Annotated in this window: 15 protein-coding genes and 1 pseudogene; 12 read left to right on the top strand and 4 right to left on the bottom strand. The window is 40.1% G+C overall.

Annotation, left to right across the window (positions count from 1 at the left end; genetic code table 11):
* Positions 1–45: 45 nt before the first annotated feature.
* Positions 46–1,944 (top strand): asparagine synthase (glutamine-hydrolyzing), encoded by a 1,899-nt coding sequence (asnB, locus tag LCD34_RS04795; protein ID WP_017358361.1) that lies wholly within the window; start codon positions 46–48, stop codon positions 1,942–1,944.
* Between the two features lie 141 nt (positions 1,945–2,085).
* Here the strand turns inward: asnB and LCD34_RS04790 are convergent, their stop codons facing one another.
* Positions 2,086–2,601: a gamma carbonic anhydrase family protein gene (locus LCD34_RS04790; RefSeq protein WP_224558595.1), complete on the bottom strand. Its 516-nt coding sequence runs from the start codon at positions 2,599–2,601 to the stop codon at positions 2,086–2,088.
* A 45-nt stretch (positions 2,602–2,646) separates the two neighbouring features.
* Between LCD34_RS04790 and LCD34_RS04785 the strand changes: the two genes are divergently transcribed.
* The 3 genes from LCD34_RS04785 to LCD34_RS04775 all read left to right on the top strand — a co-directional run bounded on the left by LCD34_RS04785 (position 2,647) and on the right by LCD34_RS04775 (position 5,577).
* Positions 2,647–3,426: an alpha/beta hydrolase gene (locus tag LCD34_RS04785; RefSeq protein WP_019743683.1), complete on the top strand. Its 780-nt coding sequence runs from the start codon at positions 2,647–2,649 to the stop codon at positions 3,424–3,426.
* Positions 3,427–3,455: 29 nt separating this feature from the next.
* Positions 3,456–4,535: a tetraprenyl-beta-curcumene synthase family protein gene (locus LCD34_RS04780; protein WP_224558594.1), complete on the top strand. Its 1,080-nt coding sequence runs from the start codon at positions 3,456–3,458 to the stop codon at positions 4,533–4,535.
* 265 nt (positions 4,536–4,800) lie between these two features.
* A complete protein-coding gene (locus LCD34_RS04775; protein WP_035702113.1) occupies positions 4,801–5,577 on the top strand; it encodes a sporulation protein in 777 nt (258 codons plus the stop codon).
* A 19-nt stretch (positions 5,578–5,596) separates the two neighbouring features.
* On the opposite strand, the gene LCD34_RS04770 is transcribed toward LCD34_RS04775, so the two are convergent.
* Positions 5,597–6,175, bottom strand: coding sequence for a tRNA (mnm(5)s(2)U34)-methyltransferase (locus tag LCD34_RS04770; RefSeq protein ID WP_224558593.1), 579 nt, complete (start codon positions 6,173–6,175; stop codon positions 5,597–5,599).
* Positions 6,172–7,137 (bottom strand): TIGR01212 family radical SAM protein, encoded by a 966-nt coding sequence (locus LCD34_RS04765; protein WP_224558592.1) that lies wholly within the window; start codon positions 7,135–7,137, stop codon positions 6,172–6,174. The genes LCD34_RS04770 and LCD34_RS04765 overlap by 4 nt, the downstream gene beginning before the upstream one ends.
* A gap of 152 nt (positions 7,138–7,289) precedes the next feature.
* On the opposite strand from LCD34_RS04765, the gene LCD34_RS04760 reads away from it, so the two are divergent.
* Both LCD34_RS04760 and LCD34_RS04755 read left to right on the top strand, forming a co-directional pair.
* Entirely contained in the window at positions 7,290–7,565 is a 276-nt protein-coding gene (locus LCD34_RS04760; RefSeq protein WP_019743687.1) for a YtzC family protein, read from the top strand.
* A gap of 150 nt (positions 7,566–7,715) precedes the next feature.
* Positions 7,716–8,048, top strand: a complete 333-nt coding sequence (locus LCD34_RS04755; RefSeq protein ID WP_224558591.1) for a hypothetical protein — start codon at positions 7,716–7,718, stop codon at positions 8,046–8,048.
* Positions 8,049–8,083: 35 nt separating this feature from the next.
* Here the strand turns inward: LCD34_RS04755 and LCD34_RS04750 are convergent.
* A pseudogene (locus LCD34_RS04750) lies at positions 8,084–8,244 on the bottom strand (IS1595 family transposase); the annotation flags it as partial.
* Between the two features lie 204 nt (positions 8,245–8,448).
* Between LCD34_RS04750 and LCD34_RS04745 the strand changes: the two are divergent.
* Genes LCD34_RS04745 through LCD34_RS04720 form a run of 6 tightly spaced genes read left to right on the top strand, consistent with a single transcriptional unit; the run spans position 8,449 to position 12,918 of the window.
* A complete protein-coding gene (locus tag LCD34_RS04745) occupies positions 8,449–8,628 on the top strand; it encodes a hypothetical protein (RefSeq protein WP_008342991.1) in 180 nt (59 codons plus the stop codon).
* 17 nt (positions 8,629–8,645) lie between these two features.
* Positions 8,646–9,038, top strand: coding sequence for a GntR family transcriptional regulator (locus LCD34_RS04740; protein ID WP_017358353.1), 393 nt, complete (start codon positions 8,646–8,648; stop codon positions 9,036–9,038).
* A complete protein-coding gene (locus LCD34_RS04735; protein WP_007501894.1) occupies positions 9,031–9,909 on the top strand; it encodes an ATP-binding cassette domain-containing protein in 879 nt (292 codons plus the stop codon). Before LCD34_RS04740 ends, LCD34_RS04735 begins: the two co-directional genes overlap by 8 nt.
* Complete coding sequence (locus tag LCD34_RS04730) at positions 9,903–10,898, top strand: ABC-2 transporter permease (protein ID WP_017358352.1); 996 nt, start codon at positions 9,903–9,905, stop codon at positions 10,896–10,898. Before LCD34_RS04735 ends, LCD34_RS04730 begins: the two co-directional genes overlap by 7 nt.
* 21 nt (positions 10,899–10,919) lie before the next feature.
* Positions 10,920–11,618, top strand: a complete 699-nt coding sequence (locus LCD34_RS04725) for an ABC transporter ATP-binding protein (protein WP_007501890.1) — start codon at positions 10,920–10,922, stop codon at positions 11,616–11,618.
* Positions 11,608–12,918, top strand: a complete 1,311-nt coding sequence (locus LCD34_RS04720) for an ABC transporter permease (protein WP_008342997.1) — start codon at positions 11,608–11,610, stop codon at positions 12,916–12,918. Before LCD34_RS04725 ends, LCD34_RS04720 begins: the two co-directional genes overlap by 11 nt.
* Positions 12,919–12,928: the final 10 nt, after the last annotated feature.

Here is a 12,928-nt window from a genome sequence, read left to right as displayed (position 1 = left end):
TTATAGGTCTACTTTTAAGAAATAACATAACGTGGAGGCAATAATATGTGTGGGTTTGTTGGTGTATTTAATCACCGTCCATTGTCCGAAACTACTGAGCAGGAAGAGTTAATTAAGCAAATGAATCGTCTCATCGTTCATCGAGGTCCGGATGATGAGGGGTACTTTCATGATGAGCATGTAGGATTTGGATTTAGACGTTTAAGTATTATAGATGTTGAACACGGAAAGCAGCCGCTTTCTTATGAAGATGAAAAATATTGGATTATTTTCAACGGAGAAATTTATAACTATGTGGAGCTGAAAGAAGAGCTTGTGAAAAAAGGCTATACGTTCAGCACAGATTCTGATACGGAAGTCCTTCTTGCCACATATCGCCACTATAAAGAAGAAGCGGCATCGAAGCTTCGCGGCATGTTTGCCTTTTTAATTTGGGATAAAGAAGCGCAGTTATTATATGGCGCAAGAGATCCTTTCGGCATTAAACCGCTCTATTTTACACAAATAGATGACCAAGTGTACTTTGCTTCTGAACGCAAAAGCTTAATGGCTGTGAATGAGAACATTTTATTTGATGAGACTGCTTTGCAGCAGTACATGTCTTTTCAGTTCGTTCCTGAGCCAAATACACTTGATCAAAAAGTGCACAAAGTTGAGCCAGGTCATCAGTTTACACTGCGTCCAGGCCAAGACATTGCATTTAAGACTTACTGGAAAGTTCAATTCAAACCTGAACAAACACAAGAGCAGAAATTAGTAGAAGAAGTACGTGATGCTATCTATGATTCTGTAAAAGTCCACATGAGAAGTGATGTGCCTGTTGGTTCATTCCTATCAGGCGGGATCGATTCTTCTTTCATCGTGTCGGTCGCAAAGGAATTTCACCCTGAACTGAAGACATTCTCTGTTGGTTTCCAGCAGGATGGATTCAGTGAAGTGGATGTAGCAAAAGAAACAGCTGATAAGCTGGGATTGCAAAACTTTAGTGCTGTGATTTCTCCTGAGGAATATATGAATGAGCTTCCGAAGATCGTCTGGCATTTAGATGATCCTTTGGCTGATCCAGCGGCGATTCCATTGTATTTCGTAGCAAAAGAAGCGAAAAAACAAGTCACAGTTGTTCTTTCAGGTGAGGGAGCAGACGAGCTGTTCGGTGGATATAATATTTATCGTGAGCCGCTATCTCTAAAGCCTTTTGAATCTGTACCATCCATGCTGAAAAAGCTTCTTCTTCGTCTGGCTCGTTTAATGCCAGAAGGAATGAAAGGGAAAAGCTTTATCGTTCGCGGCTGTACGCCATTAGAGGAACGTTATATCGGCAATGCAAAAATCTTTGAAGAGCCAGTGAAGAAAAACCTCTTAAAGCAGTATGATCCGAACATCACGTATCGTGACGTGACGAAAACATACTTCGAGGAAAGTGCAGGCTACAGTGATATTAACAAAATGCAATATGTTGATATTCATACGTGGATGCGCGGGGATATCCTGCTGAAAGCAGATAAGATGACAATGGCGAATTCTCTTGAGCTTCGTGTTCCATTCCTTGATAAGGTCGTATTTGAAGCAGCTTCTAAAATTCCAGAAGAGCTGAAAACGAAAGACGGCACAACGAAATATTTATTGCGTAAAGCAGCAGAAGGCATTGTGCCGGACCATGTGTTAAACCGTAAAAAACTAGGTTTCCCTGTGCCAATTCGTCATTGGCTGAAAAATGAGATGAACGCTTGGGCGAAAGATATCATTAAAAACAGTCAAACAGATGAATACATTAACAAGGCATATGTTCTTGATTTATTAAATGATCATTGTGCTGGAAAAGCCGATCATAGCCGTAAGATTTGGACTGTCCTGATCTTTATGATCTGGCATAGCATCTATGTAGAGCGCAGCATTGATCCAGAGCAGTTGAATCACCAGCCGAAAGAAGTTATTTTTAGCTAATGAAAAAGGTTTTCAGCTTTGTGCTGAAAACCTTTTTTGTCATGATAGAAAGTGGTGGAAAAGGGTAAAATAACAAGCGGTACACAGTTATTGCTTAATATCCTGAAAAAAACATGATAAAGTGAAGATACATGTATGATGTTAACGCGATAAAAGGGAACGATAGTATTGTCCTTTTTCTACATATTCTCTGCGGATACGATCCATGTCTTGGATATCTTCATCTGTTAACTGGCGAACGACTTTGGCTGGACGGCCAAAAGCGAGTGAACCTTTTGGGATGACTTTTCCTTGCGGGACAAGGCTACCTGCACCAATAAAGGCTCCTTCGCCAATTTCCGCACCATCGAGAATGATGGATCCCATGCCAATGAGGGCATTTTTTCGAATGATAGAGCTATGTAATGTGACTTGGTGTCCAATGGTAGCACCATCTTCAATAAGAAGTGTTTTTCTAGGACTTTGATGCAGACAGGATAAGTCTTGAATGTTGACGTTTTTTCCAATTCTTACAGGAGCTACATCGCCTCTAATGACCGTTTGGAACCAAACGCTTGAATATTCTCCAATTGTGACATCACCTGTAATGGTGGCGTTTTCTGCAACAAAGACCGATTCATGAATCTCAGGTGTAAACTGATGATATGGATAAATCACTTTTTCGACTTCCTTTCTTAATACAACATTTGTGAGGTGTTTACTTTGTGGACTTGGCATGCTGAAAGACCGGTTGGTACAATTGTCATTGTACATGGTGCTAGTGAATATCATGGCCGATATAAATGGCTGATCGAAATGTGGCGAAATGCAGGCTATCACGTCGTCATGGGTGACCTGCCTGGGCAAGGGACATCGACACGTGCGAGAGGCCACATTCGTTCTTTTCAAGAATACATTGATACAGTCGATGAATGGATTGAACATGCGAAGTCGTTCAGACTTCCGACATTTTTACTTGGACATAGTATGGGGGGACTGATTTCGATTGAATGGTTCAAGCAGTATACCCATACGAAGATTGATGGCCTTATTTTATCATCACCTTGTTTAGGTCTGCAATTTAAACCGAAGAAGCTGATGGATTTTGCGTCAAAAGGGCTAAATGTGCTGGCGCCGTCTTTTAAAGTCGAATCTGGGCTGTCGATCGAACTTGCCACACGGAATCAAGATGTGATTGAGGCGGATTCGAATGATTCGCTTTATGTGACGAAGGTGTCGGTTCGCTGGTATCGAGAACTGGTCAAAAATATCGATGCGGCGATGCAGCCTACGAATGTCTTTCGGTCGATTCCGCTCCTGCTCATGCAGGCAGGTGATGACAAGATTGTAGATAAAACAAGAGTGATGAAATGGTTCAATGGCATTGAATCAACCAATAAATCATACCGTGAATGGGAAGGGCTTTATCATGAAATTTTTAATGAGCCCGAGCGAGAAGATGTGTTTAAGGCGGCAAGAGCCTTTACTGATCAATATATTTGATTGTGAGCTTAAGTTGGGGGTGGATTGATTTGTCAGTACCAGAACGTCCTTTTGCACTGATGACGAAGGTGTATAAAGATATTTTTCCGCTAGTTCATCAGGAGCTAAAAAAGTGGCGGGCTTATGCAGAAATGATTGAAAATGAAGAACTGAGAACGCAGGCACTAGCGAGCATATCCAGTAAAACCTTTCACTGTGAAGGCGGGGGAATTTTATCTCTTCTTGCAGGTGAAGCGAAGGAAACGTGTATTGAATTCATTGTGGCGTACCAAACGATTAGCGATTACTTAGATAACTTGTGTGACCGCAGTACATCACTTGATCCAAAGGATTTTCATATGCTGCATCAAGCGATGAGAGATGCACTCGATATTCATGCGGAGCTTAAGCCGTACTATCAATTCCGTGATGATCAAGAGGATCATGGATATCTGCATGCGCTTGTTAGGACATGCCAAAATGTGTTATCACGTCTAGCGCATTATCCGATCATTCAGCCCTATTTACATACGCTGTGTGATTATTATAGTGATTTACAAGTACATAAGCATGTGGTTCCTCATGAGCGTGAACCTCGATTAGAGTCATGGTTCCGCCAGTATGAAAAGGATTTACCGAAGATGGAGTGGTATGAGTTTTCCGCATGTGCAGGATCAACGCTGGGCATTTTCTGTCTTGTGGCTTATGCACTGCAGCCTGATTTTACAGAGAAGCAGGCGAAGCAAATTTACGAAAGCTATTTTCCTTATATTCAAGGTCTGCACATCTTACTGGACTATTTAATCGACCAAGAAGAGGACAGGCTGGAAGGCGATTTGAATTTTTGCTCGTACTACAACTCTCATCATGAGATGATGGATAGACTACAGCATTTTATTGAAAAAGCGGATGAACAGCTGAAAGGCATTCCACACGAGAATTTTCACAAACTAATCAATAGAGGGTTACTTGCGGTCTATTTGTCTGATGAAAAAGTGACAGCCCAAAAAGAGATGAACAAGCTGGCAAAGCGGTTGATCAAATCAAGCGGGAAAACATCGTTCTTTTTCTATATCAATGGCAGAGCTTATCGCACCTATCAGAAAATGCCTTGGATGAAATCTTCATAAAGGATAAAGTAAGCTCATCAGCTTGTAGAAAACAAAATGGTTTTCTACAAGCTTTTTTGTTTTGAACGGTTTTGCTTGGGCGATGTACACTTTTTAAGGCGAACCATGATCAGACGTATCCTCTTTTTTCATTACAATCCTCTTATTTGCTGCCGATAATATTCTTAGTGTACGAAAAATAGGAGAAAAGTATGGATTGAATGAATCGTATCTACTCCTTATGACGTATATTTGTTGAAAAACTTAAAAAAGGGGAAGGTCGAATATGTCATTTTTTAAAAAGTTTGCAGCAAGTGTAGGAATCGGTGCAGCAAAAGTGGATACAATTTTGGAGAAAGATGCGTATGAACCGGGAGAAGAAGTAAAGGGAACAGTCCATGTGAAGGGCGGAAAAGTGCCTCAAGATATCCGCTATATTGATTTAAAGTTGAAAACATGGTACACCATTGTAAAAGATGATGAAGAGCAACGAAAACACACAACCATCCATTCTGTCCGAGTGACTGAATCATTCACGATTCAGCCTGGGGAAGCTCAGCAGTTTACATTCTCGTTTCACCTTCCTCTTGATACACCAATGACTGTAGGTAAAGTAGAGGTTGCTGTTGTGACAGACCTTGATATTCAAGGTGGTATTGATAAATTTGATCATGACCGCATTTTTGTAAACGCACACCCTTGGGTGAATCGTGTGCTTGAAGCTGTTGGAAACTTAGGCTTTCACCTTCATGAAGCAGACTGCGAAGAAGCACCTTATTTTAGGCGCCGCCTTCCCTTTGTTCAAGAATTTGAGTTCATACCGACTTCCGACTATTATCGTCAAATGCTTGATGAGTTAGAGGTGATTTTCTTCATTGATGAAGAGGGGTTAGATATCATTTTTGAAGTCGACCGTAGAGCAAGAGGGCTGCGTGGCTGGCTGGAAGAAATGTATAATGACGGAGAACAGCTTGTACGTGTCCGCTTTACTCAATCAGAGCTTGCAGATGTAGAAGAGCTGGAAGTAGTACTTGAAGAAATCATTGACCAATACGCTTATTAAATAAAAAAACTCAAATCCATTAAGAGGATTTGAGTTTTTTTTCGATGGCTACCACGAAGGGCGGATCGTTTTGAATATTCATGTATTGATAAGAGATCACCTGTACTTCTTCGTGATGGAGTGTTTTGCAATAATCAAGAAGGATGTCCTTCTCTTTTTTTCCTTCGGGGTGCCCGTGGTAAATCACAAGAACGATCAGACCACCAGGTTTTAGCCAGTCAATGAGCTGTTTGATCGCTTCAATGGTCGTAGGGGCATGAGTTGTGACGGTTTTATCGCCTCCTGGTAAGTACCCAAGATTGAACACTGCACCAGATATGTGACCATAAGCTTCGGCTGGCAGATGCTCAGCAAGTTGTTCATGTCCGTCATGGATAAGGTGAACGTAAGGGTAGTGCTCACCAAGTCTTTTGCTTGTTTGCTCGATGGCTTCCTTCTGTACATCGAATGCGAAAACTTGTCCATCCTTCCCGACAAGGTCAGCTAAATAGTGTGTATCATGGCCATTTCCCATCGTTGCATCAATGACAATATCGCCTTTTTGGCAAGCACGTTCTAACAGCTCTTTACTAAAAGGGAGCATCCGTTTTAAAATCATTTTGCCGCTTCTTCCAATCTGACGAAGCGTTTGCCTTGGTAGCTGTTACGTCTTTCAAGCTCAGCATTTATGGCATTGAGCACTTCCCATTTATTCACACTCCACATTGGACCTACCATTAATTCAATGGGACCATCGCCTGTAATACGATGAATAATCATTTCTTGCGGCAGGATCTCCAGCTGGTCACAGACAAGCTGAACATATTCCTCTTGGCTGAGAAATTCTAGTTTGCCTTTCTCATATTGCTTCACCATCGGTGTTCCTTTTAACAGGTGAAGTAGATGAATTTTAATTCCTTGTACATCTAAATCAGCGACAGCTTTTGCTGTTTCCATCATCATATCTCGGTTTTCAAGAGGAAGACCGTTGATGATATGTGAACAGACTCGAATGCCATGTTTTCGCAGTTTTTCTACACCTTCTACGTAGCATTCATAATCATGAGCACGGTTGATGAGCATCGCTGTCCGCTCATGTACAGTTTGTAGACCAAGTTCAACCCATAGATACGTCCGTTCGTTTAACTCAGCTAAATATTCCACCACGTCATCTGGCAGACAATCAGGTCTTGTGGCAATCGATAAACCAACCACTCCATCCAGATTCATAACGGTTTCGTATTTTTCTTTTAAAACAGGCAGCGGCGCATGTGTATTTGTGTAAGCTTGGAAATACGCCATGTATTTTCCGTCTTTCCATTTTGTATGCATCCGGTCCTTGATTTCATTAAATTGAGTGATGAGATCATCCGCCCGGTTCCCTGCAAAATCACCAGATCCTGCTGCGCTGCAAAATGTGCAGCCTCCATGTGCGACAGTACCATCACGGTTTGGACAATCAAAGCCGCCGTCTAATGCGACTTTAAATACTTTATGACCAAAGTGCTCACGCAAATGATAATTCCATGTGTGATAACGTTTTTCGCTGTTTGAATATAAAAAAGGGTTATGCTGATCCAAGTCAGTAACCTCCTTGCATAATAATAGGCATCCTTAAAGTTTAACAAAAATCACGAAAGAGGACAATTGAATCTGTCCAACATTTTCTTTAGTGAAAAAGCTTTACGTGGGCAAAATAGGCGAGAACGATGATGAAATGGAGGAATGGCAAGATGGCAACAAGAAAATCAATCGATGAATTTGTCCAAAAAAGCACTGAGACTCTCGAGTTTGCAAGCGAACAGTTTGATTTGAGCTCTCGCCAAGAACATTATAACGAAGAAGAATTTTCAAAAGCGCAGCTCATGCTAGAGGACGCAGTGAATGAATTAGAAAAGTTAAAAGATGTCGCCAATGATCAGCAAAGAGAACGTTTAGACAGAACGCGTGTACAAATTCAAAGTCTGCAAAACCAAATGATTTTAGGTATTTCATACGAGAACGAATGATGAACAGATCCTTCTTTTAAGGGTCTGTTTTTATTTTTTGGCTGTTTTCGCAAAGATTGTTGTTTTTGGATATATATTTGTAATAGGTTTTTGTTCTGTTAAAGTATGTTATATATAGAAATTGCAAATATCTTCAAGGGGGTAGAAGAAATGTGGGAGACTCTTCCTGATTGGTTTTGGGCATTATATTACTTGTTTTTCTTAGCAACATTAGGAACCGCAATATTCAGTGTTGTGAAAAATAAACATAGGGGATTGTCCATTCTAACCATTGGATTTACTGTTACAATTCCGATTATTAGCCTGATAAATAGCATTGGTAGAGTAGAAGGAATGAATGAATTTGAACACTTATTTAGTCAATTGCGACAGGGGGCAGTTTGGTCTATCTTTACAGTTATAGGCTATATATTTTTATTAGTATGGTGGGTGCTAATACTGTTCAAAAGCAAGTCCAAAAACAAAGTAATAGTATCTAATTAAAACATTGTAGAGACCTCAATATTCGGGGTCTTTTATTATGCACTTTGACACGCTAAAACAAGCATTTGCTCTACTCGTTTTTCAAATGCTACATTCTTTTCCTTATCAAGCCATCGGAACCAGCAGAGGTAGTTTTCCAAATATTTTGTTGCAACTCCTTAAAACGCTCCATCCACTTTTTCAGGCGATTATGAAAGTTATGAACGTGTTGAACACCCTAAACCAGAAGCAAATCTGACTTCACGAATGCTTTTGAGTAGTTTCGTAAATTTTATCTGGTTCGTCTGCCTATTTTTTTTTAGAGTCCCTTGACTTTTCAATCAAGTGTCTATATTGTATTAAGTGTACTATATCAACTAATACACTATAGACACTTAAACGTGAAGAAAGGTGTTTAACCATGAAAAAAGAAAAAAAACCAATCAATTTAAAGTGGATGGTGCTGGCTGTTGCGTTAGCATGTACATTTTTTTTCGTTCTCGTTTTCATTGGTTTTGAAGTTCAAAAAGATTTTATTCCAAATTCGGTCCCTTTAATGCAAGGACATGATCAAGCGATAGGACTGCAAAAGCATGAATGAGAAAAGAGGGAGCCATCATGATTCAAATAGATCCAAGAAGCGCTGCACCAATATATGAACAAATCATTGAGCAGTTAAAAATTTTGTGCTTAAAAGGCGTGATGAAACCAGGTGACAAACTGCCCTCTGTGAGAGAGCTTGCCACCATTATTATTGCGAATCCAAACACCGTCAGCAAAGCGTATAAAGAGCTTGAACGGGAAGGAATTATTGAAACATTAAGAGGCCGTGGAACGTATGTGACAGAAGGTGCACAGTTAAAGCTGAATGAAGGGAAGGTGTTAGAGATGAAGGAGCAATTAAGGCAACTCATTATTGAAGCTCATTATGCCGGTATTGATATTCATCAACTCAAAGAGTGGTTGGAGGAGATCGGCTCAAGTCTAAAAGGAGGAAACCAAGTTGATTGAGGTCAGAAATGTATCAAAGAAATTAAATGGACGCGAAGTACTCAGCAACGTTTCCTTCAAGATAGGCGAAGGAGAGATCTTTGGCCTGCTTGGCCGGAATGGCTCTGGTAAAACAACACTTCTTCGCTTGATTCAGCAAATCCTTCTTCCAGATGAAGGAGAGATTTATTTTAAAGATGTACTCGTAAAAGACCACCCGTTAGTGAAGCAAAATATTGTGTATATGCCAGTCGTAAATCCCTACTTTGACCGGTACAATTATGGACAGCTTGTGAAGCTGTTAAAACAACTGTATCCAAAGTTTGACGTGACATATGCCAATGAGCTTGTGAACCGGTATGAGATTCCGGAAAAAGTGAAATACCGTGAATTGTCGACAGGTTTAAAGAAACAGCTGTCCCTCATTTTAAGTTTTGCCATCAAACCAGCAGTCATTTTGTTAGATGAGCCGACAGATGGGATTGATGCAGTCACAAGAAATGACGTTCTTCAGCTGATGATTGACGAGGTGGCAGAACGACAAACAACGATTTTAATTACATCTCACCGTTTAGAGGATATTGAGCGTATGTGTAACCGAATCGGGTTTTTGGAAGGAAATCAGCTCACAAGTGTTATGGATTTAGACGAATTAAAGAATGACTACGTTAAAATCCAGATGGCATTTGAAGAGGATATGAACTTAAGTATTAGAAAAAAAGGCGTTGCCATCTTAGATCAAGCGGGTGTGTTCTATACAGCACTTGTACTCAAAACAGATGAAGAAGCAAAAGAGTATTTGAAATCGCTTGAACCAAAAGTCTGGCATGAACTGCCTGTAAATTTAGAAGAAGTATTCATTGCAAAGTTTGGAGGGAAACGCAGATGGTAAAGCGGCAATTGTTATATAAGGAATGGAAGCAGTCTGAGCTGACATTCATTTTAGTGATGCTTGTTGCGGTCTTTGCGACGCCATTATCCTTTTTAATGGGATACTCATCCTTTCAAACTTGTTTAAACGATCCGACTTGTACACCACTCGATAATTACTTTTATTATGATTTCGGTTCTGATATGTTTATCACCTTTTCATGGACGATGAGTTTAATTTTTGCAATTACCCAGTTGGGTTTTGAAAGAAATAAAGGGCAAATTGATTTTACTTTATCTTTGCCGTTTAGCAGAACGACCATTTATCACACAAAGTTTTTCCTAGGTGCCGGAATTATCACGCTTGTTCATGTATTGTCATATGTCTTTACTTATATACTCATTTTATGCATTCAACCACAATATACGATTGCGTTTAACAGTGGTTATTTGATTGCACTTGTGTCCACCTTAATGTTTTATAGTTTGTGTCTTGCAGCAGGTGCTTTAACAGGAAGCGCAATTAGTCAAGCCATTGTTACATTCAGTACATCAATTTTACCTTATTTATTAATTTGGCTACCGATGTTTCATTTAGACTATTTATTAAAAACGGATAGAAGTTGGGTTGATATCAGTTATGACTACTTTATTATGCCCATAGCTCCAATTACTTATATAACAGACCGTTTTCAATTTCGAAATTTAGTTGAAAATCCAATTTGGTTTACAGGTGTAGAATTCATCGTGCCAATTGTGATGCTAATCGTATTTTATCTCATTGGTTTGTTTAGTTTTATTAAACATCCAGTTGAACGAAATGGACGATTCTTTGTTTACCCTAAAATGGATAGGCCCATTCAGATATTGGTCATTGCCTTCGGTGTTCTAGGATTTGGCTGGGTTGGATTTTCTTCAGACAATTCCATTTTTGGTTATATCGCTGGCATGTTAATCGGTGGAGCTGTAGGCGCGCTGACGAGTTATTTCTTAATCTATCGAAAAAGATAAACAGAGAGCAGGGGAGTAGAGATGATTCAAATTCAATCGTTAGATCATGTGTTTAAAATTGGGAAAAAGGGCAGGGAGAACGAGATTCCTGTGCTCAAAGACATTGATTTGTCTATTAAAAGAGGCGAAATTGCATGTATCGTCGGACGAAGCGGTTCGGGGAAATCAACTTTACTGAATTTAATATCGGGATATATTACGCCAACAAGCGGACAAATTATGGTTGATGGCACCAATGTGACCGGCTTTAATGAGAAAGAATGGGCAGACTTTCGGTTAGATCATTTTGGCTTTATCTTTCAAAGCTTTCAATTGATCGGGAGTTTAACAACATATGAGAACGTTGAACTTCCGCTCACTTTAAAAGGTGTGAAACCGTCTGAGCGAAAAGTGAAAGTAAAGGAAATGCTGAAACGAGTTGGTCTTGAACATCACGCAGGACATTATCCTAATGAACTGTCAGGTGGACAGCAGCAGCGTGTGAGTATTGCAAGAGCCTTGATCCTTAATCCGTCTATTATTTTAGCGGATGAGCCAACAGGCAGTCTGGATTCAGAAACTGAAGGCGAAATTCTAGCCTTTATCCAGCAGCTTAATCGTGAAAAAGGAATTACATTTGTCATCATTACACATGACGATGAAGTCGCTTCAATCGCAGACACAACGTTCCAGCTTCATGATGGTGTATTAAAGAAAGGGGATCAGTCCATTGAAATTTAGAGATCAGGTCAAATTCATCAGAAGAAATATGAAGAAAAATAGATTGCGTGTGTTTATGACCATACTTGCAACGACAATGGCATGCTCTTTCTTAATCGTTCTAGCGTCGGTTGGTTTTGGTCTGCAAAAATCGGCTCAAGATGAAATCATGAAACAACAAATCATCACAGAAATTAAAGTGTTAGGCAAAGAAAAAGGGGACGTCAAGGTCGACGATCTAAAGAAATATGATCATGCGAAATCTGTCGTTGCAAGAACGTCAATCATTCCATCGGTTCACGTCGAGCTCGATAATCGCTCAAGTGATACGCAGGCTGTACTGACAGATATGAAAGAAGAAAAAGAGGCAGGCCTTGAACTAGACCGTGGAAAAGTCCCAACATCGGCGAATGAAATTGTAGTTGGGTATCAAATGGCAGAACAACTTTGGACGGAAAAAGAACGAAAAGACTATGAAAAAGAAATGAATCAGACATCAAATGGTGAGGAGACACCGGAAGAGCCAAAAGGCTATACGAAGGAAATTTTAAACAAAGTCATTCAAATCAAGGTGCCAAAACTGAATGAAGAAAATGAAGTGGTGAAAGAAAAGACGTTCGATTTCCGTGTCGTCGGTGTATTGAAGAAACCGAATTTGGAGTGGCAGCAGGATCATAAAATTCTTATTCCGAATGCTTATGAAAAAGAATTTAGTCAAGTGCTCGATCTGTCTCCTGATGCAGGAAATGTTGAAAAAATGACGTCTGTCTATGCTGATAAGTTCGACAATGTCGGTGCGCTCACAGATAAGCTGACAGATGACGGCTATCAAGTCATCTCTGTGACGAATCAGCTTGAAGGAATGGATATGTTCTTTACAGTCTTTAAAATTGGACTCATCTTTGTTGGATGTATTGCGGTCATTATTTCGGCGATTGGCATTTTCAATACGATGACAATGGCCGTTACAGAGCGGACACAAGAGATTGGGATCATGAAAGCCATCGGTGCGAATCCTTCCATTATTAAGCGAATGTTCCTCATGGAAAGTGCGTATATTGGGGTGATTGGATCGATCATCGGGATCATTATCTCGTACATCGTTAGTTTTGCAGTGAATTTAATCATTCCAGCGATTTTGTCTTCCATGTCTGAAGGGGGATCCAGTGATCAATTCTCGATCACCTTCTCCTATATTCCGCTAAGCCTTGTGGTCACAGCAACAGTGATTAGTGCAGGAGTTGCCATTATTTCTGGACTGAACCCAGCACGTAAGGCGACAAAAACGAATGTATTAACAGCATTAAGAAGAGAAATTTAAAGAAGAACCT

Source organism: Bacillus sp. RAR_M1_44, assembly GCF_020165935.1.
Taxonomy (GTDB): domain Bacteria; phylum Bacillota; class Bacilli; order Bacillales; family Bacillaceae; genus Bacillus; species Bacillus altitudinis.
The sequence above is the reverse complement of the archived record's forward strand: the minus strand, read 5'-3'. Positions and strand labels throughout refer to the sequence as shown.

Bases quoted from the DNA above. Each gene is read 5' to 3' on its own strand.
- LCD34_RS04755 (WP_224558591.1), top strand. From the start codon at position 7,716: ATGTGGGAGACTCTTCCTGATTGGTTTTGGGCATTATATTACTTGTTT.
- LCD34_RS04745 (WP_008342991.1), top strand. From the start codon at position 8,449: ATGAAAAAAGAAAAAAAACCAATCAATTTAAAGTGGATGGTGCTGGCT.
- asnB (WP_017358361.1), top strand. From the start codon at position 46: ATGTGTGGGTTTGTTGGTGTATTTAATCACCGTCCATTGTCCGAAACT.
- LCD34_RS04770 (WP_224558593.1), bottom strand. From the start codon at position 6,175: ATGATTTTAAAACGGATGCTCCCTTTTAGTAAAGAGCTGTTAGAACGT.
- LCD34_RS04725 (WP_007501890.1), top strand. From the start codon at position 10,920: ATGATTCAAATTCAATCGTTAGATCATGTGTTTAAAATTGGGAAAAAG.
- LCD34_RS04775 (WP_035702113.1), top strand. From the start codon at position 4,801: ATGTCATTTTTTAAAAAGTTTGCAGCAAGTGTAGGAATCGGTGCAGCA.
- LCD34_RS04760 (WP_019743687.1), top strand. From the start codon at position 7,290: ATGGCAACAAGAAAATCAATCGATGAATTTGTCCAAAAAAGCACTGAG.
- LCD34_RS04740 (WP_017358353.1), top strand. From the start codon at position 8,646: ATGATTCAAATAGATCCAAGAAGCGCTGCACCAATATATGAACAAATC.
- LCD34_RS04730 (WP_017358352.1), top strand. From the start codon at position 9,903: ATGGTAAAGCGGCAATTGTTATATAAGGAATGGAAGCAGTCTGAGCTG.